This window comes from Streptomyces sp. NPDC051286 (assembly GCF_044455345.1).
Classification (GTDB): domain Bacteria; phylum Actinomycetota; class Actinomycetes; order Streptomycetales; family Streptomycetaceae; genus Streptomyces.
In genome coordinates, this window is record NZ_JBITER010000008.1 from 174730 (window position 1) to 194766 (window position 20037).

Sequence of the window (20037 nt, forward strand, 5' to 3'; positions counted from 1 at the left end):
CACGCTAAGGGCTGTCCCGTCATCCGCGGTGGATCAGCGCACGGCGTCAGACGTGGTGCGTCGCAGGGCGGAGGAGCAGCCTCGACAACGCGGCGGGGTGCCGTCGCTGTCGTCGTGCGCCCACCAGGGATGACGGGACAGCCCTTTGGCGTCCGACAGGCTCTCAGGCCCTGCGCCGTGCGGGCACGTCACGGAATCGCCGGACCGAACGGGCGGCGGCGGGGAGGGGACTTCACGGTGGCGAAGTCCGGGACCTCGGCGTCCGGGACCGGCACCGGGGTCCGGAACGCGGGGCAGTGTGGTGCAACAGGATGACGCGGCGGCGGAACCGAGTGGCCGTCAGACGAGCAGGAACGCGGTCGCGGTCCCCGCGCCCAGCGCCGAGCCCGCCACCGTCTGGGCGACGCTGTGGTACCCGAGCGCCACCCGTGACCAGCACACGGCGGCCGTCATCGCATACGAGAGCAGCCACCACGGCGAGTGGACCGCGGCCAGCAGCGCGACGACCGCCGAGGCGACCGACGCGTCCACCGAGATCTTCCAGACGGTGTTGACGGCCAGCAGCACGACCGTCATCGCCCACAAGGCCAGCATCGCCACCAGGATCCCGGTGGGCGCGTGGCCGAGGACCATGACGACCGAGCCCGCGCCGATCGAGCCGAGGATGACGAGGAAGATCGGTGCGCGCTTCGTACGGTCGACCACATGCCGGTCGCCCCAGGTTCCGCGCCCCCGTTCCCACTCGATGTACGCGGCGGGGAGGATCCCCGCGCACAGGGCGCCGAGCAGGCCCCACAGCAGACCGGTCCAGTGGCCGGCGGCCGCCGACCCGATGGCGAGCATGCCGGCCAGCAGAAGGTTGCGGGGCTGCAGCACATCCGTGACCACGCGGGCGGCCGAAGCCGTCGTCGGGTCGGAGCCGGTGGCCGAATCGGTGGTCGTCATGCCGTCCTCTCCATGGCCGCCGAAGCCGCCAGTACGTCCCGGGCCCGGTCCTCGGTGACGGTCCGGTAGGCCGTCGCCACCTGCACCAGCCACGCCACCTCACCGTCCTGGTCGGTGGCGTGCTGGGTGCCGACCGCCGCGGCGCTCCCGGCGGGAGCGCCGGCGTTCATCGCGGCGAGGGCGGCCTTGATCCAGTACGCGTCGGCGAGCGGACCGGCCTTCGCCGGGGCAGAGGCGTCGGCGGCGGCAGCTGCCACGGTGGCCGGGAGCAGGCTGTCCGGTACGTAGTGGCGCAGCTTCTCGACCGCGTCCGCGATATCTGCGGCCCACCGGTCGATCCGGAGATCCGCGGGGGTGTCGAACCGGGTCAGCTCGCGCCGGAGCGAGGCCGGGGGCTCGAACGGCTGGTCGGGGAAGGCCGTCATCAGCTCGTACCAGAGCGCGTGCAGCCGGGTCTGGGCCCGCCACAGCTTCGCCCGGCGCCGCCCCTTGCTGAGGGCGGGGACGGAAGCGCCGACCGCGAAGAACGCGAACAGCACGACCTGCGCGGCCTCGGTGACCTCGTCGAACTCCAGCGCGAAGGCGGCACTCGGCTGGTCGACGACGCTGACCCACAGGAACAGGGTGCGGCTGACCGTGTAGGCGACCCCGATGAACATCGCGAACGTCATCATCGCGAGCCCCACCCGCAGATGGCGCAGCCCGGCACCGGCGGTGGCCAGCGCCCACTGATAGGCGCAGACCGCGGACGCGGCGCCGAGGTAGAGGTAGAACACGCTCATGTACAGCGTGGCGCCCCACTGGCCCGCATGGTCGGCGACGAAGCGGTCCGACGGCACGGAACGGTCGACGACGGTGAAGAAGAGCACCGTCAGCAGGATCAGCGTGGCGACGGACGCCTTGGCCGCCACCTGCTGGACCGCCCGGGCGAACCGGACGTGCCGCGGGACGTCACCGGCGTCGGGGTACTGCCCGTAGATGGCGACGATGTAGCTGAGGATCGCCAGGATCGCGATCGTCGCCGTGTAGTGCTTGATCAGAACCGAGAGGTCGGTGACCGGGCTGTTGTTGAGCCCGATCCGCACCACCTCGGTCTTGGTCCACAGGGCGGCGGCGAATCCGGCGTAGCAGCCCCACAGGGCGCGGCGACGCTTGTCCTCCTCGTCGCCCCACAGGGCGGCCGGCATGCGCCACACGGCGACAGCCGTCATCAGGACGGCTATGAGGTAGCCGGCGAGGTCGAGCGGGGTCACGGCGGGATTCCTCTGGGTGGGGGAAGGGGACGGGGAAGGGGTCACGTACGGCGGAGCAGCCCGCGGCGGCGGTGTGCGACCGGGCGCGACAGCGAATTGGCGAGGCGTCCCACCATGTCGTCGCTGGTCACGTCCCTGGCCATCCGGGGGATGAGCGAGGCGCCGAACTCGGCGATCCGCTCGTCATGCGTGTCGTACTGGGCGCGGGCCTGGACGGTGGAGTCGCCCGCGCGCAGCGCGTCGGCGACACCGGAGTCCACGACCCGGGAGATCAGGGACGTGTCGAAGACGGGCAGCAGCCGCTGGAGCTGGTCCGCGTCGAGCGAGGTGCCGTGGTCGAACCACTCGTGGCACAGCTCGTGCAGGATGACGTGCTGGGTCTGGTACACGGTCGGGCGCCTTCGGTAGAGCACGAAGCTGGTCGAGCCGGAGGCGAGCCGCAGACCGCAGGCGGCATTGACGCGCGCCAGCCGGTCGGGCATTTCGTGCAGCATGATGGTGCGGCCCCGGGCCGCCTCCATGTTGGCCACCAGGCCGGCGATCGAGAACGGCGCGGGGATCGGAAGGTCGGCCAGTCCGGCCTCGCACTCCTTCCGCAGCTTGCGCAGGGACATGGCGGCCTACTGCGCCGATGGGCCGGCGGCGGCGGAACCGCCGCCTTCGCCGTCGGCGGGGGTGCCGGGCCGCTTCTTCGCGTCCTCCAGGAGCGAGAGCGCGAACTGCAGGAGTTCCGGCGGCAGACCGTCGTCGGCCAGGCCGCGTCCGGCGAGCCCGCTGATCTCCCCGGTACGCCGCTTCGCGAGGAACCGCAGGCCGGCGACGACGTCGTCGACGACCTCGGACTCCTCCTTGAAGAAGCGCCAGTCGACGCCGAAGCCCAGTCCGAGGGCCTTGAGGATGTCCTCGGACGGCTGGGTGACCTTCCCGGCGAGGATGTTGGAAAAGTAGCTGTGCGACAGCGAGCCGCCGCGTTCCCTGACCAGGTCCGCGAAGACCCGCCCCGAGATCTTCTGGCCGGGGAAGGTCTCCTGCACCATGTATTCGACCTTCTGCTGCAGCGTCCGCAGCTCCGGCGTGCGCTCTTCGCCGTTGTCCATCGGGGCCCCCACGTTCACGTCCGCCGGCACGCGCGCCCCTGAGACGCTGCGCCTGCCTGGATCCGGTCGACGGGCTCGTACTGTAACCAACCGGGATGAGGGGTCCGCAGCGTGGGGAAGCGGGCGAGACATAGCGGAACATCCTGCTCCGCTGTCAGGAGTGGGCTTGCATAAACACTCTACGTCACTGTTAACTCGAAAAAACATGGGCAAGGGACCACGAGGGGAGTCCCTTGCCCGTGAAGTCGTCGTGCGTCCGCGGGATCGGCCACACGTTCGGGCCCGCAACACGTTGTAGCCCTTCACGACGGGGGATGCGTGAAGGGCTACTCATGCATTATGACCATTGATCACTCCCCCATCAACAGACCAGCTGATCAGTGTCCGCCGCCCCTGCGGTCCGAGGGCTGCCACCGCCGCTACTCCCGCTACCAGTTGCGCATTGCCGTCCGTGCCCGCGAACTCGTCGACGGCGGCACGCCGGCCGAGGCCGCCTGTCGCACCGTCGTTCTGGAGGACCAGCCCGAAGACACCCCGCGCCTCGGTGCGGAGCTGCGCCGGCCGGTGGCGGGTTCGGGGTCCTGAGGCCGGGAGCACATATCCGTTGTCGCAAGCGCAGAGTTTTATGCAATGCGCGATGAGGGTTTATGGCGTGTCGGGCGGAGTGTAATTACACGCCGCGCGCGGTCGCTTGCATCGTGCTACGGTGGATACCAGTTGCGGTTGTGGTTCCCAAAACTCCAAGTGCTCTTGTCGCCACAATTGGCTGGTGGGCGCGCTTTTGTAATTCCGGCATCATCATTCCGGACGGGGTAATCATTGCGGCGACGCGGGACCGGCACAGTGCGAGGTCCCCGGGCACTGCCCCAGAAGGAGAAAAGACATGGCTACTGGCACCGTCAAGTGGTTCAACGCGGAAAAGGGCTTCGGCTTCATCGAGCAGGACGGTGGCGGCCCTGACGTCTTCGCCCACTACTCGAACATCGCCGCGAGTGGCTACCGTGAGCTGCAGGAAGGCCAGAAGGTGACCTTCGACGTCACGCAGGGCCAGAAGGGCCCGCAGGCGGAGAACATCACCCCCGTGTGATCCTGCAGACGCTCCAGCGTCTGGCGCGCCGAGGCGCGCGTCCGCAACTGGGACCCGCACCTTCGGGTGCGGGTCCCAGCTCGTCGCTTTTCCGGGCCCGCACCTGTGTGCCTGCCCCGTCCCTGTGACAGACACGGTTTATTATCCGCCGTGCCGGACACGGCTCACTTTTCGCAGCCGGACTTCGTCCACGCATTTCATCGGCCCGTTCTTGCGATTCCTGCGCCACTTCGCTGCCGCGCGGAATTCCTCGATAACCGCCGTGTCGAGGAAGAGTTCTCCTTGAACAGTTCAACGCGCACGAACGACTGCTGCTTCGGCAACCGCGGCGGCCCGTCGTCCCGCGGCCGCCGCAACCGCCGCCCGGCACCGGTGCGCCGCACCGCCTGACCGGAGCCGCGCGGGCCGGGTCGAAGGAATCATGAAGTCCCTTACCCGCACAGCGCGTTCGGCGAGCGCGCGTTGCCGGTCGGGCGACGGCACACCCGTGTGGCGTACACGGGGAGAGTGATTGCGGGTCAGTGCCAGAGCGCCCCGGCGACCGCGACCCCGGCGAACACCGCGCCCAGTGCCGCCACCACACTCGCCACGACATTGGCCGCCGCGTAGAACTTCGCCCCGTCCTCGGCCAGCCGCAGCGTCTCGTAACCGAACGTCGAATACGTCGTCAGCGCCCCGCACAGCCCCGTACCGACGAACAGTTGCACCTGCGACGAGGCGGCACCGGCCGCCACCGCGCCGGTCAGCAGCCCCAGCAGCAGGGATCCCGCCACGTTCACCGCGAACGTCCCCCACGGGAAGACCGTGTCGCGCCGGACCTGGACCGCACGGTCGGTCAGATAGCGGAGCGGGGCGCCGATCGCGGCGCCGACGATTACCAGCAGCCAGCTCACCGGCCCTCCTCCCGGTCGCGGGGGCGGACGATCTCGCACGCGTCGAGGACGACGACGCCGTCCCCGGTCAGTTCATCGATGAGCGGCAGGAACGCGCGGATCCGGTCCTCGGTGTCCACGATCACGACCGCCACCGGCAGGTCCTCGCTCAGCGACAGCAGTCGCTGGGTGTGGATCCGCGACGAGGCGCCGAACCCCTCGATGCCACGGAACGCACTCGCACCCGCCAATCCGGCACGGTGCGCCCGGTGCACGATCTCCGCATAGACGGGGCGGTGGTGCCAGACGTCGGACTCCCCGACCAGGACCGTCAGGCGCAGCCCCCGCTCGGCCGCCCCGGCCGGCTCCGTCTCCCTCGTCATGGCTGCCTCCACGCCAGCACGCGGCGGGTCACCCACACCGCACTCCACACCGCGGCGAGCGCCGCCAGCAGCGTCAGCCCGAGATACGCGATGCCGGTACGGGCCCGGCCGCCATCCACCAGTCGTTCGATGTCCGCGGCGTACGTGGAGAACGTGGTGAACCCGCCCAGCACCCCCGTGCCGAAGAACGGGCGCACCAGCCGGTGCGCCGCCCACACGTCGCTGATCAGGACCATGAACACGCCGATCACCGCGCATCCGAGGACATTCACGACCAGTGTCGTCCACGGGAAGCCGCCCGGCGGGGTGCTCCAGATCAGCGACGCCCCGTACCGGGCGGTCGCTCCGACGGCGCCGCCGAGGGCGATGACGCCGAGGACGGGCCACTGCCCGCCCGGCTGCCGGCTGCGCGGCCCGGGTACGGGCGCGACACGCCGGGTGCCGTCGGGGCCATCCGTCACGGATGTCGCTCGGGGCCGCTGGGCTCCCATGGGCACATGTCTCCTACCTGCTGGGTGCCCGGACGCGAGCACGTTCCACCGCAAGTAGGGACCGTTGGCGGCACTGCTGCCGCGGTTCGGGTGCGGCGGGCCCCACCGCCGCGCAGCAACCGTCACCAGTCCCTGCTCGCACCAGACTATCGCCCGGCCGAACGCTCCGCCCGGCGCAGGCCGGCAGCTGCCGGGCCGGGGCCATAACCCGTAGCGGCACGAGGTGCGTTGTCCCGCGCCGCCTTCCGGATCCGGTCCGGAACGGTCCCCGGGATATGCCGCCGCGCTCAAAGTGACCGGACTCTGCGGGCGCTTGATGGCACGACTCCGATTCGGTGACGGAAGAGGTCCATAGGGCTCCGGGGCTCCGCCTGTCAGCGTCCCCAAGGTGTCGCGAGGGCGGGAGGGAAATCCGGAGAACACTGTTTTGCCCATTTAGGGGCACGAGGCGGGTGCTAGGCTCGCGCGGATCGGGAGCGCGGAACACCGGAGAACCCCCGAGAATGTCTGGAAACCCCCGAGAGCACGAGAGAGCGCAAGGGAATGGCCGTGGAGAAGACCTCCCCGAGGATTGTGGTGGTCGTCCCCACCTACAACGAACGGACGAATCTGCCGATCCTCGTCGATCTGCTCAAGGATCTGCACCTGCCGAACCTGCACATTCTGGTGGTGGACGACAATTCGCCCGACGGTACCGGGGATGTGGCGGACCGGCTCGCGGCCGAGACCTCGGGCCTGGTCGGGGTATTGCACCGCACCGAGAAGGACGGGCTCGGGCGTGCCTATGTGGCCGGGATGACGCGTGCGCTCGCGGAGAAAGCGGACGTGGTCATTCAGATGGATGCGGACCTCTCCCATCCGGCGTCGGTGGTTCCGGTCATGGTCGAGAAACTCTTCGCCGAGAATGCCGCAGTCGTCATTGGGTCCCGTTACGTGGAAGGCGGTTCGCTGGCCACCGAGTGGCCTTGGCACCGCAAGGCACTCTCCGCCTGGGCCAATTTCTATGTCAATGCCATTCTGCGACTGCATGTGAAGGACGCCACCGCCGGGTTCAAGGCATGGCGGGCGGACACCCTGAAATCGATCGATCTGCCGTCCGTCCGCAGCAATGGATATTCCTTTCAGGTGGAGATGAACTACCGCACGGTCAGGCGCGGATTGCGGATGGTCGAGGTCCCGATCCGATTCGAGGAGCGGGTGAACGGCGAGTCGAAGCTCGGACTGCGCGTGCAGATCGAGTCGGCGGTGGCGCCGTGGAAGCTGCGGTTCGGCAAGCAGGACTGAGCAACCGCGGCAGGGTACCGGGTCCGGACACCGGACCCGGCACCCCGAAGGGGGCACCGGCGCCCGGGCCGGGGAACGTACGGCGCGGACCGGTCGGTCTAAGAGCCTGTCGGGTGACCTTCGATCGGAGAGCGGACGCGGCATGGCGCGTGCGATTCCAAGGCGCCGGGATGGCCTTGTAGCGGAGCTACCAGGGCATTTTGGCAACGCCGGAAGCGCGCGTGCCAGGGCGTGGCCGCCCGATCAGAGGTCACCCGACAGGCTCTAAGCCTTCAACAGGGCGAGAACTTCCTCGTCGGCCGTCTGGGAGAAGTCCCGGTACCACTCGCCGACGGCCGAGAAGAGGGCCGGCGTGGAGAGACAGACCACATCGTCCACCTGTGTACGAAGCCAGGCGATCGTGTCCGCGGGTGCCACCGGAACCGCCAGCACCACCCGGGCCGCGCCCTGCGCCCGTACGACCTCGCAGGCGGCCGAGGCCGTGGCGCCGGTCGCCACCCCGTCGTCGATCACGATCGCGGTACGGCCGGCCAGCTCCAACTGCGGCCGGTCGCCCCGGAACTGCCGTGCCTGCCGAGTGAGTTCCGCCGTCTCCGCGCGCTCCACCGACGCGATGTCCCCGCGGCTGATCCCTCCGCGGCGTACGACGTCTTCATTGATCACCCGCACCCCGCCCTCCCCGATGGCACCGAATGCCAGCTCACGGTGGTACGGAACACCGAGCTTGCGGACCACGATCACATCGAGAGGTGCGCCGAGCGCGGTCGCCACCGCCGCGGCGACCGGGACCCCGCCACGGGGAAGCCCCAGAACGACGGGTCTCTCCCCCTCTTCCTCCCCCTGCAGATGCCGGAGCGCTTCGGCGAGCTGCTTGCCCGCATCCGTGCGATCGGTGAACAGCACGGTGGTTCACCTCCGACCCAGGGGAGACAGAGGCACGTACGCACCCACTTCGAAGCAACCCCATTTGCGGCGCCCGCGCAAGTCGGCGACGGTCGATCCATGGAACGGACCGGAGCGGTACTGATCGACATCGACGGCGTGCTCACCGTCGACTGGGAACCGCTGCCCGGCGCGGTGGCCGCCCTGGAGCGGCTGCGTGCCGCCGGACTCCCGTTTGCCCTGGTCACCAACACCACCTCACGCACCCGTGCCCGGATCGCGGCGAAGCTGGCCGCGGCGGGCTTCCCGGTCGGCGAGGACGACATCCTCACCGCGCCCGCCGTCACCGCCGCGTACCTGCGCGCCCACTGCCCAGGTGCCCGGTGCGCGCTGCTCAACAGCGGCGACGTCAGCGAGGACCTGACGGGCGTGACCGTCGTCGACGTGGGGGAGAGCGCTCCCGCGGACGTGGTCGTCCTGGGAGGCGCGGGCGACGCGTTCGACTACGCGTCGCTCAACGCCGCGTTCCGCCACCTCCAGCACGGCGCCCGGCTGATCGCCATGCATCGCAACCTGTACTGGCGTACGGCGGAAGGTCTCGCCCTGGACACCGGGGCCTTCCTCCCGGGGCTGGAACGGGCCGCCCGGACCGAGGCGGAAATCACCGGCAAACCCGCCGAGGCGTTCTACGCCACCGCTCTGGCCCACCTCGGCGCCACTGCGTCCGGCACGCTGATGGTGGGCGACGACATCGAGACCGACGTACTCGCGGCCCAGCGGTGCGGCATCACGGGTGTCCTCGTCAGAACAGGCAAGTACCTGCCCGAGACACACCGCTCCGCCACCGGCATCCCGGACCACGTCCTCGACTCCTTCGCCGACCTCCCGGCCCTTCTGGGCCGATGAGCCCTGTGGCCTCAGTCCTCAGTCGCTGTCGCGCATACGATGCGGCAGCCACTCCTGCCGGTGGCCGGCACGGTCGGCGTAGGGCAGTGCCAGGCCCAGCTGGTCGTCGGTCATGCACGCATCATCCCGCGCCGCCCGGCTCCGTACCGGCTGCGGCCTCCACGGCGGCGCGGCCGGTCGAGGCGTCCGGGCGGGCCCGCCAGCCGGACATGGCCCCGTGCCACGACCGTACGGACACACCCGCCCACCTCCCGCCACCGTCCGAGGGATGTGCCCGCCGCGCCGCGCCGTGCCTGACCACCCGCCTCCGCCGCCCGCGAGTCATACCCTCAGAACGCCCTTTTTCCGGTCTCCGTGCATCACACACACCGGTGGAGTCCGCATGTCATCAGCCGGCACCGGCAACCGACGCCGGAAGCGCGACCGGGAGCGACGCGGCGACCACCGAGGATTTCCCGGTCGGCTATCGGGCCGTTCCGAAATCCTGCGTCCAGTAATGGCCGGGCTGTGCGAGTCCGATGCCGATTTCCTTATACGTGCAGTCGAGGATGTTGCGCTTGTGGCCCGGGCTGGTCATCCAGGCATTCATCACCGACTCGGGTGTGGAGTAGCCGTAGGCGACGTTCTCGCCGTAGGCGCTCCAGGTGTAACCGGCACGCGTGATCCGGTCGCCGGGCAACGATCCGTCGGAGCCCGTGTGGGACATGTTCCGGTGGTCGGCCATGTCCTTGCTGTGGTCCTGCGCAGCCTTGGTCAGCTTGGCATTGACGGTGAGCGGCGAGCATCCGACCTTGCCGCGCTCGCTGTTGACGAGCGCCAGCACGCGGGCCGTGTCCGCGGACGCGGGGGTGGCGGTCGGGGCAGGTGCTGCCGATGCGCCTGCGGACGCCGCAGGGCTCGTGGGCGCACTCGCAGTCGGCTTCTGCCCCCGGGGGCCGGCCGTCCAGTGGTGAGCGGAGCTCGGGGTCTTCCAGTGGTGCGCGGAGCTCACGGTCTCCCAGTGGGCGGAGGGCCGGCTGCCCGCGTCCTCCGGAGAGCCCAGACAGGCCATGGCCGCGGAGGGGATACCCACGGCTCCCGCTGCGACGACAGCGATGGCTATCGGCCGGTAGGACTTCTTCCTGCGGTGCTTCCTCATGCGTGACCTCGCTCGGTAATCGCCAAGCGCCCCCGGTAGGGCAGGCCTCAGCGCAGTTCCTCGGCTTGAGCTGTGGAGATGCTGTGCGGCCGTCATTCTTGGAACTGCCGCGAGGCGGGGCAACACGCCTCATGACTATCGAGCTTCGTAGTAATGGCCGGCCCTTGCCATGGTCGCCCGGTCGTGCTTGTCCGGCTCCCAGGGCCGCGAGAAGTCCTGTTGCGTCGTCAGGGTTCTCTGCCTGCCGAAGGAACGGGCGCGACCACCCGCCCGTTCGGATTCCGGCCCACCCCGTGCGGGGCATGTGACATCAAGTCGGACAAATCTCATCAAGTCGCCGTCGTGATAACTACTATTCGGTGACCGCATTGCCGAACATCGATGTGGGAGATGTCACCGGCGAATGAATGCGCCTTCTCTTTTCGTTTCACGCCGTGCAACGTGCGGTTCGTGAGTGCGCAAGGAAAGGAATGGTGCCCGAAAGGCGATAAGGAAGATCACCTGAGCCGGGCGGGCAAAAGGATCACCCCGGCTGTGGCCGGGCATCGCATCCGCGGGCGCCCGGGCGTACCCGTCCCCGCCCGAGCTCGGTGCGTTCTCCGGCGGCGCCGGGTTTCGTACGCCTCCCCGCGATCATCCGGAAACGCCTGCCGGTGCCGTTCGGAGACTGCCCGGCACCCGGGCCCGCCGGAGCGGATCCATGTCGGCGCGGGCCTTCAGGTGCGGCCGTAGCGGATGGTGTGGTCGGCGAACTCCAGGGCCATGTCGGTGGTGACGGTGGGACGGGTGTGTCTGATCGTGTGGAGGAAGTCCTCGGTGGTCGGCTGGGCCCTCTCCCCGGTGTCGAGGGTGCGTTCGAAGACGGACTGGGCGACCGTACGGGCGGCTTGCTTGATGTCGGCGGGGGTGAATCCCTCGCTGGCGTCGGCCAGCACGGCCGTGTCGGCTTCAGTCCCGGTCTTGGCGATATAGCTGGTCCACAGGGCCTTACGGGCCTCGTGGTCGGGCGGACCGACGGGCAGGACGTAATCGAATCGGCCATGCCGCAGGAAGGCCGGATCCAGGGCGGCGACCGTATTGGTGGCACAGATGAGCAGCCTGCCGTCGCGGTCCCGGAACCGCACGATCGATTTGAGGAGCTCATTGACCACGCCGACAGACATGGGGTCGGCGAGGTTGCGGGTGCCGGCGACTTCCTCCACCTCGTCGATGAAGACCAGCGCATGGTCGAGTTGCGCGATCTCCTCGAAGCGGCGGCTGAGTCCGTGCGCGAGCCCGTCCTCCAGCGCGAGCCGGGAGGGGAAAAGCTCGACGAACGGCCAGCCGAGCCGACTTGCCACAGCTTTGGCGAACGTGCTCTTGCCCGTACCCGGGGGGCCGAACAGTACGACGGCCTGGGGTGGTTCGACGCCGTGCGCGTCAGCAAGCTCGGGGTTGGCCAGGGGAAGCACCAGCCGGCGTTCGACGAGCCGCTTCTCGTCCGCCATACCCGAGAGCTTCTCCCAGAGCCCGGCCGCGGGCACCGTCGCCCCGAGCGAGGACAGGATCGCGGAGTCCTGGGCGGTCACCGACTGCACCTTCTCGAAGTACGTCAGCCCCCGATGCTGCCGGAACCCGGAATGGCCGAGCGCGGCGGCGCCCGTCTCCTCCTCGGGCAGAACCGCGGCGACGATCTTGGCTCCGGCGCCCTGCAGGCGGCGCTCCAGGGCGGAGAGCAGCGCGGTGCCCAGCCCCAGGTTCCGCCAGGCCGGATGCAGGGCGATACGCAGCACCCAGGCCCGGTCGCCGTCCACCCGCCCCACCGCCGCGCCCACGAGATGCCCGTCGGCCACCGCGACGACGCCGGGATGCTGCGCCTGCACCGCGGCGACGACCTCGGACAGGCGGAAAACAGCGGGCTGGTCGGTCGTGGTGCTCTCAGCGTCGAGCCGCACCACCGATTCGAGATCGTCCGGCGTGAAGTCCCGCACATGCCACACAGCCATGGCCCAGCCCTTGGACGTCGCTCCTTGAACTTCCATCATCAGCCAGGTCCGGCACGGTCGCCAATCAACGGCATACGGTCGCACCGGGGCGCCGGGCGAAGGGCCCACCGGTGCGGCCCGCCTCATCGTGACGGGCGAGCAGACTGCTGCTTCAAGCCACGCCCCGCGTACGGGAATTCACCCCTCGGCCGGTGCCGCGCGGCCGGATGCGGAGCGGATCGCTGTCCGGCGCGGCGTGCTGGGGGAGATCCGGCCACCTGCGGGGCGAGCCGATCCGATTCCGCCGCACCCGGAACAACCAGAGCCCGGCGGGAAAACCCTCAGGACGTGGACTGTCCCGGCAGGGCTCCGGGAGGCGTACGGCTCACCGTCCGGCCCAACGCGGCCGCTGCGCGGGCGAATTTCACGGCGTCCACGACGGCCGCACCACCCAGGTCGTTGTTGAAGTACACATACACATCGTCCTCGTCGGGCCAGGCGTCGACGATGCGACGGGCCCAGGACGTCAACGCCTGGCGGCCGTAGCGCGGCGGCGGCTCCGCGATGCCGCCGTGAAACCGTACGTACCCCCATGACGCGGTACGCCACAGCGGCGTCACCGGGCGGGACCAGCGATCTGCCCAGCACAGGGCGCTGCCATGCCGTTCCAGCACCGCCCGGAGCTCCCGCTCCGCCTCCCACCACGAGGTGTGCCGGAGTTCGACGGCCACCCGTACCCCGTCGGGAAAGCAGCTCAGGCAGGCGTCCAGAGCCCCGATGTCCGCACGGAAGTTCGAAGGTAGTTGGAGCAGCACGGGTCCCAGGCGGTCGCCGAGACCCTCGGCGTGCTCCATCAGCCGGAGCACCGGCTCCTCGGGATCGTGCAGCCGCTTCAGATGGGTCAAGTAGCGGCTGGCCTTGACCGCCATGACGAACCCCTGCGGCGTCCGCTCCCGCCAGGAGGCGAAGATCTCCGCCGTGGGGAGCCGGTAGAAGGCGTTGTTGTTCTCCACGGTGGCGAAGTGCCGGGCGTACTCCTCCAGCCACAGCCGCTGCGGGTGCCCGGGGGGATAGAGAACGCCGCGCCAGTCCTTGTACTGCCACCCTGAGGTTCCGACGAGCATGGGCATGGTCCGATCCCTGCCCCTGAGGCCGAAGGCCGTAACGCCTCGCCGGGCGAGTGCGCCGTGGTGGAGGCACGGACGGGCAGGGCCGGAGTCAGCGGCGCGGCGTATCCGGCAGCGCGCCTTTGAAGCTGCGGAGCGATCTCGTCGCGCACTGCTCCGGACGCTCCTGGCGACAGCTGTCCACCGTCCTGAGCGGCACGAACGGGTACGGGCGTGTGCCGCACGCCGTCGCTCAGCGGTGCGTGCGCCACGCGGCGAGCAGATCTTCGGGGCCGTAGACGGCCTGCAGCCCCGAACAGGCGACACCGCAGCGCGAGACCGCGACGAGCGGGACAGGAGCATCGGTGACGGCTGCCCGGTGTCTGTGCAGTGCAGTGAGATCGTGCCCGTCGAACGGCGAGGTCTCCAGCCACTTGATCGAGCCGAGGAACAGCAGCTGTTTGGCGACGGGCTGTCGGTCGGCGCCCACCAGGTCGATCTCGACGTCATTGCTGCGCGTCCAGTAGCCGCCGATGGCCGGTGCGGCGGGCAACTGGCCGTCGGGCAGGGCGCGTGCGAGCGACTCGCGGATCAGCGGCTCGACCGCGCGTCCGCGCCAGGTGGTCCAACGGTCCCTGATCCGGGCAAGCGTGAGATCCCCGCGCAGGCGCTCGATCTCCGCCATGTGGGGTTCGACGAAGGCCAGCCAGAACCGCATGTAGGAGTCCGCCACCCGATAGCGGCGCTCCTTGGACGGGCGCAGGGAGAGCGGGAGTTCGGTGGCCACCGCACGCTTGTCGATGAGCAGTTCCGTGGCCCGGCTGAGGGTGCTGTGCGCGATGCCTCCGGCGGCCCGCGCGATGTTGCTGAAGGTCCGCTCCCCTGTGCCGATCGCGCGGAGGACTTCCCGGCCCATCGCCTGGGGTGGGAACTCCGCGGCCAGTGAGCGTTCCGCGGAGACCAGGAGGGCGGAGGTCGGATTCTCCAGCGAGTTGGTCAGGAACTCCCACATGGAGGCCCCCGGGCGCCACTCCCGGCAGAGCATCGGGAGCCCGCCGGTGATCAGCGTGGCGTCGAAGGCGGTGGCGGGGTCCAGGTCGAGCATCTCGGCGATGTCGGCCGGGTTGAGCGGACCCAGGACCATGTCGCGCCCCCGCTGATGGAAGGGCCGGTCGTAGCTGCCGAGCGCCTCCATCATCGACAGATCGGAACCGATCAGGAGCAGCAGCACCGGCTTGCGACTGAGCAGGCGGTCCCAGGTTCGCTGCAGCATGCCTTCGAAGGCGTCGACGCGGTCCATGAGGTACGGAACCTCGTCGATGACGACCACGCTCGGACTGTCCTCGGGCACGATCTCCGCAAGCAGTCTGAAGGCCGCGTTCCACTGGCTCGGTGCTTCTTCGGCGTACAGGCCGCGCTCCGGCAGGGTGGAGGTCGCCACCGCATCGGCGAGCTCGGCGAGCTCGTCCGCGGCCGACCCGCCGGCCGCGGTGAAGAACAGATACGGCACCCCGGCTCGCTGCAGGAACTCTTCGACCAGGCTGGACTTCCCGACCCGTCGCCGACCGCGGAGCAGCGTGCATTGTCCAGGCTTCGCGGACCCTGCGGCAGCCCGGACCTCGTCGAGCGTGCGCCCCAGAATGCGCAGCTCCCGGGCCCGGCCTATGAAGCGGTGCACGGCGGTCCCTCCTGACTATCCACCAAGATGGTAGCGCGGAAGATACTATCTCGTCCGCTAGTAAAGTCTGACGCCGCGAAGGCGCGGTCCGGTGCCGTGGTGCACACGCGCGACAGTCTGCTCGGCGGGGCCGCGTCATCCGCGTGCCCACGGCGCCACAATGGAGATGCGGGACGCGCCTGCCGTTGCGGAGAGCGGGGCCCTTCGATGTCGTACATAGCCGTCACTGCATTGAGCCACACCGGGCTCATTCGCGATCACAACGAGGACAGCCTCGTTGTCGGACCGTGGACGCTGTGCGGCACCGTGACCGAGAATCCGCAGACGCTGCTGTTCCCGCTCGGCACGCCACTCGTCGTCGCGGTTGCCGACGGGATCGGCGGGCAGCCCGCCGGCGAAGTGGCCAGTGCGTTGGTCGTCCGCCAACTCGCGTCGTTCGGTCCGTCGTTGGATAGTGAGGAAGCCGTTCGTGACGCTCTGAATGTCTGCAACGACGCGGTGTACGCAGCCGCCGACGGCAATCCGGAACTGGTCACCATGGGGACCACGGTCGCGGGCGCCGTCGTGCTGGCGGAGTCGCTGCTCGCCTTCAACGTCGGCGACAGCAGGGTGCTCGACGCGACTCGGGACGGACTCCGCCAGGTGAGCGTGGACGACAGCCCGCCGTTGCCGCCGGGCCGGCGCACCACGTCACTTGTCACACAGGCGCTGGGCGGCGCCCGCCGGTTCAGCGCCATCACCCCCCACGTCACGACGGCGCCGCTGTCCGCAGGTGATCGCTACCTGGTCTGCACCGACGGGCTGACCGACCCGGTGACGGAGGACGCACTCGACAGTCTGCTGCGCGTGCACAACGACGGCAGGGCCGCTTTCGAGTTGTGGAAGGCCGCTATCGAGGCGGGAGGCCCCGACAACATCACGCTCGCGATGGTGCGCATCGGCGAGTAGTGGCGAGTGGGCCGTCGCAACAGCCCCGGGCCGTCGGCCCGGGGTCCTTGCTCGGAGCGGGGGACGAGAGCCGAACCCGTCACCCGCTCCGCGCTCGGGAGGCGATGCGCCCGCAGCTCAGGAGCACGAACCCGAGCACGGCGCTCACGGCACCCGTCACCACCAGGGCATCCGGGCCGCGCAGCGTCAGGCTTCGCCGCGCAACCGTCCTGCCTCCTCCTGCCCCGTCCAGCCCGGCATCCGGGCCCGGTCTCCCACGAGCGGGCTGGGGACCGGGTGTGCGGTTCCCACGCCGTGACCCACGGAAATGACGGGCGGCGGTTCACCTGGGGACGAAGGCGACCCGGAACATCGTGGGCCACCACGTGCCGGTGAGCAGGAACTGATCGGTTCCGCGTCCACGCACAGGCTTCCTGAGCGGATCGGAGCCGGTAGCTGCCGCCCCGGCGAAACCGCGATCCGGGGCGGCCGTGTGGATGTCTGCCCCGCTACATGGTCGTCGGCGCCGGAGTCTCGCCGGCGCGGTCGGCCGCGGCCTTGGTGAGGACCGCGGAGGTGCCGACAACGGTCCCGGCCGGGCCGGCGTCGCCGGCTTCGGCGAGGACCGTGCGTTCACCGAGGAACGCGTACGTGGTCCGGTCGAAGACCCACTGCGTCTGCTGCCCGTGTGCCGTACGGGCGACGGCAACGCCCTCGCGTCCCGTGGCGTCGACGACCGCATGGATCACCGTGACCCCGGGGATCTTCGCGGCGGCCTTGTAGAGCGCGGCGCTGACCTGCGGTGGTGCCCAGGTCTCGGCCAGCAGTTCGCCGATCGCGGTGAATGCTCGCTGGTCCGGGTCCTGGCCCTGTCCGCGGGTCTCGTCCCGGATCAGTTTCAGCAGGGCGTCGGGGTCGGTGGGCAGCGACGCGACGTACTGATGGGTCGGGTTGTTGATCGACGGGTCCGCCCTGTGCGCGGTGCTCGGCCGGGGCGTCGCTCCTGGGCCGTCGAGGGTGTGGACGGGTGCGTCGCTGCCGAGCGGGGTGTCAGGCCCGCCCCCCTCGCGCAGCAGGCCGGGGCGGCTGCCGTCGGCGGACAACCACACCTGCCGCGTGTGCACGGGGGCCATGGTCACGGGGCCTCCTCCGGCGCTCTGCGCGGCGTAGGCGACCTTGCTCTCGATGTACACGAACTGGTCGGCACGGACCGTCGGTTGCTTCCTTTTGGCGGCGGCGAGCGCGATGCGGTCGAGGAGCTGTGTCACTTCGGGTGCGTGGGGGGCGCCGCCGCGCGTGACCGCGGTGTTGTCGCGCTTGGGCGTGTCCGCGAGGTTCACGGCCACGACGCCGCAGACCGCCACGGCACAGGCGACAGCCGGTGCCAGTACCCGGACCAGGCGGCGGCGCGGGGCCCGGGTGGTGAGGACGCCGGGCTGTTCGGCGGCGGCAGCCTTGCGCAGCAGCGCTTCCTTCAGCAGCAGTTCGCGGTCGGGACCCAGGCCGGGGACCGGTGGCGGGGGCAGCAGGCCGGTGAGGCCGAGGCGTTCGGTCTCCTCGGACCGGTGATGCGTACGGCGCCGCGGGGAGGTGTTCATCCGTGGTTCTCCTGGGTCAACGGCCGGGCGACGGGGATGCGGCCCGGTACTGGCTTGTCGGGGCTGGCGGAGTGTTCCCTGCTTTCCGCCGCGGCCGGCCGTCCGGCCCGCGTGGTCCGCGAACGTGCGGCGCGCGCTTCGGTGCCGGCGAGCTCGCGCAGTCGGGTACGGGCGCGGGACAGGCGTGACCGGACGGTGCCGACCGGCACGCCGAGTGCGTCGGCCGCGGCCGCGTAGTCCAGGCCGGCCCACACCACGAGCGTGAAGACCTCCCGGTCGCGCCGCCGCAGGCGGGCGAGTGCGGTGTGCGCGGCGCGCAGTTGCTCGGCATCCGCGAGGTGCGTGACGAGGTCGTCGGCGAAGTCCGGAATCGAACCGCGTTCCGGGACGCGGGCGAGCGCGAACTCACGGCGTCGGCGTGCGCGTGCGTTGCGGCGCATGATGTTGGTGGCGATTCCCAGCAGCCACGGGCGCAGACTGTCCCCGTCGGGGCGCAGCTTCTCCCGGCTGCGCCATGCTTCCAGGAAGGTCGCCGAGACGACGTCTTCGGCTTCCGCCCAGTCGCCCGTCACCCGCAGGGCATAGCGGTACAGCACCTGGGCGTGCTCGTCGTACAGCTCTCCCAAGGCGTCGCGGTCTCCGCGGCGGAAGCGATTCCTCATGAGTGATTCCACACTCTGCTCTGCCACGTCCGTTGCGCCGGTTCCGGTGACGTGCGCCACACGCGCCGCCACCGGGGCCGCGCCCCCGCACCCGGCGTGACGCAGCTCACGGGAACGCCGGTGCCCGGAAGCGCAGTGCAGGTCATGAACAGTTCTTCCGTACCCCGCCGGAGTGTCCTCCGTGCTCTGGCTGTCGCCGTCGCCCTGGTCGGCAGCGCGACGCCCGCATGGGACACCACCGCCTTCGCCGCGGAGCCGGCGACGTACGCCCTCACGATCACTCACCTCGACCGCACCGGCCACAGGACGGGGAACTACGCCACCAACGTCACCGGAATCTCCGGCGCGGGTGCCGACGAGGCCGTCCATCCGTACGACGCTTCCGGTACGACCACCGTGCGCCTGCCCCGGGGCCGGTATCTCCTGGACAGCTCCCTGACCACAGGCAACGAAGCAGACGGGACGGACTGGATCGTCCAACCGCGCCTCGATCTCGACCGCGACACCACCATCACCGTCGACGCGCGGACCACCGTCCCCGTCGACGTACGGCCGCCCGACGGCTCCGCGGGCTTCCTGCACAGCGCGATGTTCGTCGAGGTCACGCACGACGGCACCACCCGGGACGCCAACCTGATCAACTCCAGCTCGAACCTGCGCGTCGCGCACCTGGGTCCCGACAGTGAACCCGGATCGGTGAAGCAGTGGTTCGACGCGTACTGGACGACCGAGACCGCCGGCTACGCGCTCGGCTATACCTTCACCGGCCCTCGCGCCCTGACAGGGCTCACCCGGCACCCCTCCCCGAAGGACCTGGCCACCGTGCAGATCCGCGGCGCGGCCCGGCCGGGCTCCGCAGGGACCGCGTCCGTCGACCTGCAACCGAGTGCCGGACCGACCGTCGGCGTCGCCCAGATGCTGGCGACCCCCGGCACCGCCACCTACCTCGTGACACCTGAACGCGGCACCTGGGACATCTCCTACTCGGTCCCCGGTACGCCCGGCGCGGCATCGAGCCGCTACAGCGCCGATGGCGTCGCCGTGCGGGCCGGGGGCACGACCACGCACACCTTCGACAACGCCGTCTTCGGCCCCGACCTCACCGGCCGACCCGGCGTGGTTCGCGACGGCGACCGCGTCACCGTCGATGTCCCGCTGCTCGCCGACGGCGATGGCCACGTGCCGTGGTCACCGCCGTACAGCACGGCCTCGACCACTCTTCACCGCGACGGCGTGCGCGTCGGGACCAAGACAGGCGCCCCCGGACGAGCCGAATTCACCGTGCCACCGGGGCGCGCGGCATACCGGCTCACCAGCACGGTGAACCGCAAGGGTGCGCCCGGCACCGCCACGCGTGTGACCGCGTCGTGGACCTTCACCTCGCTCACCACGACCGGCCCGACCCCGGTGCCGGTGAGTGTCGTGCGGTTCTCGCCCGAGCTCAGCCCGACCGGCACCGCGGCGGCGAACGCGGCACTCCGTGTGCCCGTCACGGTGCTGGGCGCCGCCGCGGACGGACGTGTGCGCTCGCTGGCAGTCTCGGTGTCCGTGGACAACGGCGCCTCGTGGACCCGGGTTCCGGTCGAGGACGGCGCCGTCACGATCCGCAACCCGCACGCGGACACCGGCGTCTCCTTGCGCGCGGAGCTGACCGACACCGACGGGAACACCCTCACCCAGACCATCATCGACGCCTACCGGACCCGATGACCCCGTAACGGCCTCCCCGCGGTAGGGAGTGGGCTCCCTACCGCAGGGGAAGCC

The 20037-nt window shown here is 70.2% G+C and carries 18 protein-coding genes and 2 pseudogenes; 6 read left to right on the plus strand and 14 right to left on the minus strand.

Annotation, left to right across the window (positions count from 1 at the left end; genetic code table 11):
- Nucleotides 1-339 precede the first annotated feature (339 nt).
- From ACIBB8_RS11280 to ACIBB8_RS11295, 4 genes are read right to left on the minus strand one after another with little or no spacing between them, the layout of a single operon-like run.
- On the minus strand, nt 340-945 hold the full coding sequence (locus ACIBB8_RS11280) for a hypothetical protein (protein WP_398950794.1): 606 nt from the start codon (nt 943-945) through the stop codon (nt 340-342).
- Entirely contained in the window at nt 942-2198 is a 1257-nt protein-coding gene (locus tag ACIBB8_RS11285) for an MAB_1171c family putative transporter (RefSeq protein WP_398950797.1), read from the minus strand. Before ACIBB8_RS11285 ends, ACIBB8_RS11280 begins: the two co-directional genes overlap by 4 nt.
- Before the next feature lie 41 nt (nt 2199-2239).
- The gene (locus tag ACIBB8_RS11290) at nt 2240-2812 is read right to left on the minus strand and encodes a toxin (RefSeq protein ID WP_398950799.1); all 573 of its coding nucleotides are present in this window, start codon (nt 2810-2812) and stop codon (nt 2240-2242) included.
- Between the two features lie 6 nt (nt 2813-2818).
- A complete protein-coding gene (locus ACIBB8_RS11295) occupies nt 2819-3295 on the minus strand; it encodes a hypothetical protein (RefSeq protein WP_398950801.1) in 477 nt (158 codons plus the stop codon).
- 390 nt (nt 3296-3685) lie between these two features.
- Here ACIBB8_RS11295 and ACIBB8_RS11300 point away from each other — a divergent pair.
- Together ACIBB8_RS11300 and ACIBB8_RS11305 are read left to right on the plus strand one after the other, a co-directional pair.
- Nucleotides 3686-3880: pseudogene (locus ACIBB8_RS11300) on the plus strand (MerR family transcriptional regulator); the annotation flags it as partial.
- A gap of 298 nt (nt 3881-4178) precedes the next feature.
- Entirely contained in the window at nt 4179-4382 is a 204-nt protein-coding gene (locus ACIBB8_RS11305) for a cold-shock protein (RefSeq protein WP_358856957.1), read from the plus strand.
- 518 nt (nt 4383-4900) lie between these two features.
- Here ACIBB8_RS11305 and crcB (ACIBB8_RS11310) read toward each other — a convergent pair.
- From crcB (ACIBB8_RS11310) to crcB (ACIBB8_RS11320), 3 genes are read right to left on the minus strand one after another with little or no spacing between them, the layout of a single operon-like run.
- On the minus strand, nt 4901-5275 hold the full coding sequence (crcB, locus tag ACIBB8_RS11310; RefSeq protein WP_398950804.1) for a fluoride efflux transporter CrcB: 375 nt from the start codon (nt 5273-5275) through the stop codon (nt 4901-4903).
- A complete protein-coding gene (locus tag ACIBB8_RS11315) occupies nt 5272-5637 on the minus strand; it encodes a DUF190 domain-containing protein (protein WP_398950807.1) in 366 nt (121 codons plus the stop codon). Before ACIBB8_RS11315 ends, crcB (ACIBB8_RS11310) begins: the two co-directional genes overlap by 4 nt.
- Nucleotides 5634-6128, minus strand: a complete 495-nt coding sequence (gene crcB, locus ACIBB8_RS11320) for a fluoride efflux transporter CrcB (protein ID WP_398950809.1) — start codon at nt 6126-6128, stop codon at nt 5634-5636. The genes ACIBB8_RS11315 and crcB (ACIBB8_RS11320) overlap by 4 nt, the downstream gene beginning before the upstream one ends.
- Before the next feature lie 543 nt (nt 6129-6671).
- Here crcB (ACIBB8_RS11320) and ACIBB8_RS11325 point away from each other — a divergent pair.
- On the plus strand, nt 6672-7412 hold the full coding sequence (locus ACIBB8_RS11325; protein WP_398950811.1) for a polyprenol monophosphomannose synthase: 741 nt from the start codon (nt 6672-6674) through the stop codon (nt 7410-7412).
- A gap of 273 nt (nt 7413-7685) precedes the next feature.
- Here the strand turns inward: ACIBB8_RS11325 and ACIBB8_RS11330 are convergent.
- Nucleotides 7686-8315, minus strand: a pseudogene (locus ACIBB8_RS11330) (phosphoribosyltransferase); the annotation flags it as partial.
- Nucleotides 8316-8414: 99 nt separating this feature from the next.
- Between ACIBB8_RS11330 and ACIBB8_RS11335 the strand changes: the two are divergent.
- Nucleotides 8415-9200, plus strand: coding sequence for an HAD-IIA family hydrolase (locus tag ACIBB8_RS11335; RefSeq protein ID WP_398950813.1), 786 nt, complete (start codon nt 8415-8417; stop codon nt 9198-9200).
- Nucleotides 9201-9663: 463 nt separating this feature from the next.
- On the opposite strand, the gene ACIBB8_RS11340 is transcribed toward ACIBB8_RS11335, so the two are convergent.
- The 4 genes from ACIBB8_RS11340 to ACIBB8_RS11355 form a co-directional block, all read right to left on the minus strand.
- Complete coding sequence (locus ACIBB8_RS11340) at nt 9664-10338, minus strand: CAP domain-containing protein (protein ID WP_398950815.1); 675 nt, start codon at nt 10336-10338, stop codon at nt 9664-9666.
- Between the two features lie 716 nt (nt 10339-11054).
- Complete coding sequence (locus ACIBB8_RS11345) at nt 11055-12323, minus strand: ATP-binding protein (protein ID WP_398950817.1); 1269 nt, start codon at nt 12321-12323, stop codon at nt 11055-11057.
- A gap of 320 nt (nt 12324-12643) precedes the next feature.
- Complete coding sequence (locus ACIBB8_RS11350; protein WP_398950819.1) at nt 12644-13432, minus strand: DUF72 domain-containing protein; 789 nt, start codon at nt 13430-13432, stop codon at nt 12644-12646.
- Nucleotides 13433-13661: 229 nt separating this feature from the next.
- On the minus strand, nt 13662-15086 hold the full coding sequence (locus tag ACIBB8_RS11355) for an ATP-binding protein (protein WP_398950821.1): 1425 nt from the start codon (nt 15084-15086) through the stop codon (nt 13662-13664).
- A gap of 207 nt (nt 15087-15293) precedes the next feature.
- Here ACIBB8_RS11355 and ACIBB8_RS11360 point away from each other — a divergent pair, with 207 nt between their 5' ends.
- Nucleotides 15294-16034, plus strand: a complete 741-nt coding sequence (locus tag ACIBB8_RS11360; protein WP_398950823.1) for a PP2C family protein-serine/threonine phosphatase — start codon at nt 15294-15296, stop codon at nt 16032-16034.
- Between the two features lie 488 nt (nt 16035-16522).
- Here ACIBB8_RS11360 and ACIBB8_RS11365 read toward each other — a convergent pair whose 3' ends face one another.
- Both ACIBB8_RS11365 and ACIBB8_RS11370 read right to left on the minus strand, forming a co-directional pair.
- Nucleotides 16523-17611, minus strand: coding sequence for a CU044_5270 family protein (locus ACIBB8_RS11365; protein ID WP_398950825.1), 1089 nt, complete (start codon nt 17609-17611; stop codon nt 16523-16525).
- Complete coding sequence (locus ACIBB8_RS11370) at nt 17608-18273, minus strand: RNA polymerase sigma factor (RefSeq protein ID WP_398950826.1); 666 nt, start codon at nt 18271-18273, stop codon at nt 17608-17610. Before ACIBB8_RS11370 ends, ACIBB8_RS11365 begins: the two co-directional genes overlap by 4 nt.
- 144 nt (nt 18274-18417) lie before the next feature.
- Here ACIBB8_RS11370 and ACIBB8_RS11375 point away from each other — a divergent pair, with 144 nt between their 5' ends.
- Nucleotides 18418-19983: a serine protease gene (locus tag ACIBB8_RS11375; RefSeq protein ID WP_398950828.1), complete on the plus strand. Its 1566-nt coding sequence runs from the start codon at nt 18418-18420 to the stop codon at nt 19981-19983.
- The last annotated feature ends 54 nt before the right edge of the window (nt 19984-20037 follow it).

Excerpts from the sequence above, each read along its gene's own strand:
- ACIBB8_RS11280 (WP_398950794.1), bottom strand. The coding sequence starts at position 945 with ATGACGACCACCGATTCGGCCACCGGCTCCGACCCGACGACGGCTTCG.
- ACIBB8_RS11290 (WP_398950799.1), bottom strand. The coding sequence starts at position 2,812 with ATGTCCCTGCGCAAGCTGCGGAAGGAGTGCGAGGCCGGACTGGCCGAC.
- ACIBB8_RS11295 (WP_398950801.1), bottom strand. The coding sequence starts at position 3,295 with ATGGACAACGGCGAAGAGCGCACGCCGGAGCTGCGGACGCTGCAGCAG.
- ACIBB8_RS11305 (WP_358856957.1), top strand. The coding sequence starts at position 4,179 with ATGGCTACTGGCACCGTCAAGTGGTTCAACGCGGAAAAGGGCTTCGGC.
- ACIBB8_RS11315 (WP_398950807.1), bottom strand. The coding sequence starts at position 5,637 with ATGACGAGGGAGACGGAGCCGGCCGGGGCGGCCGAGCGGGGGCTGCGC.
- crcB (WP_398950809.1), bottom strand. The coding sequence starts at position 6,128 with ATGGGAGCCCAGCGGCCCCGAGCGACATCCGTGACGGATGGCCCCGAC.
- ACIBB8_RS11325 (WP_398950811.1), top strand. The coding sequence starts at position 6,672 with ATGGCCGTGGAGAAGACCTCCCCGAGGATTGTGGTGGTCGTCCCCACC.
- ACIBB8_RS11335 (WP_398950813.1), top strand. The coding sequence starts at position 8,415 with ATGGAACGGACCGGAGCGGTACTGATCGACATCGACGGCGTGCTCACC.
- ACIBB8_RS11340 (WP_398950815.1), bottom strand. The coding sequence starts at position 10,338 with ATGAGGAAGCACCGCAGGAAGAAGTCCTACCGGCCGATAGCCATCGCT.
- ACIBB8_RS11345 (WP_398950817.1), bottom strand. The coding sequence starts at position 12,323 with ATGGCTGTGTGGCATGTGCGGGACTTCACGCCGGACGATCTCGAATCG.
- ACIBB8_RS11350 (WP_398950819.1), bottom strand. The coding sequence starts at position 13,432 with ATGCCCATGCTCGTCGGAACCTCAGGGTGGCAGTACAAGGACTGGCGC.
- ACIBB8_RS11360 (WP_398950823.1), top strand. The coding sequence starts at position 15,294 with ATGTCGTACATAGCCGTCACTGCATTGAGCCACACCGGGCTCATTCGC.
- ACIBB8_RS11365 (WP_398950825.1), bottom strand. The coding sequence starts at position 17,611 with ATGAACACCTCCCCGCGGCGCCGTACGCATCACCGGTCCGAGGAGACC.
- ACIBB8_RS11370 (WP_398950826.1), bottom strand. The coding sequence starts at position 18,273 with ATGAGGAATCGCTTCCGCCGCGGAGACCGCGACGCCTTGGGAGAGCTG.
- ACIBB8_RS11375 (WP_398950828.1), top strand. The coding sequence starts at position 18,418 with ATGAACAGTTCTTCCGTACCCCGCCGGAGTGTCCTCCGTGCTCTGGCT.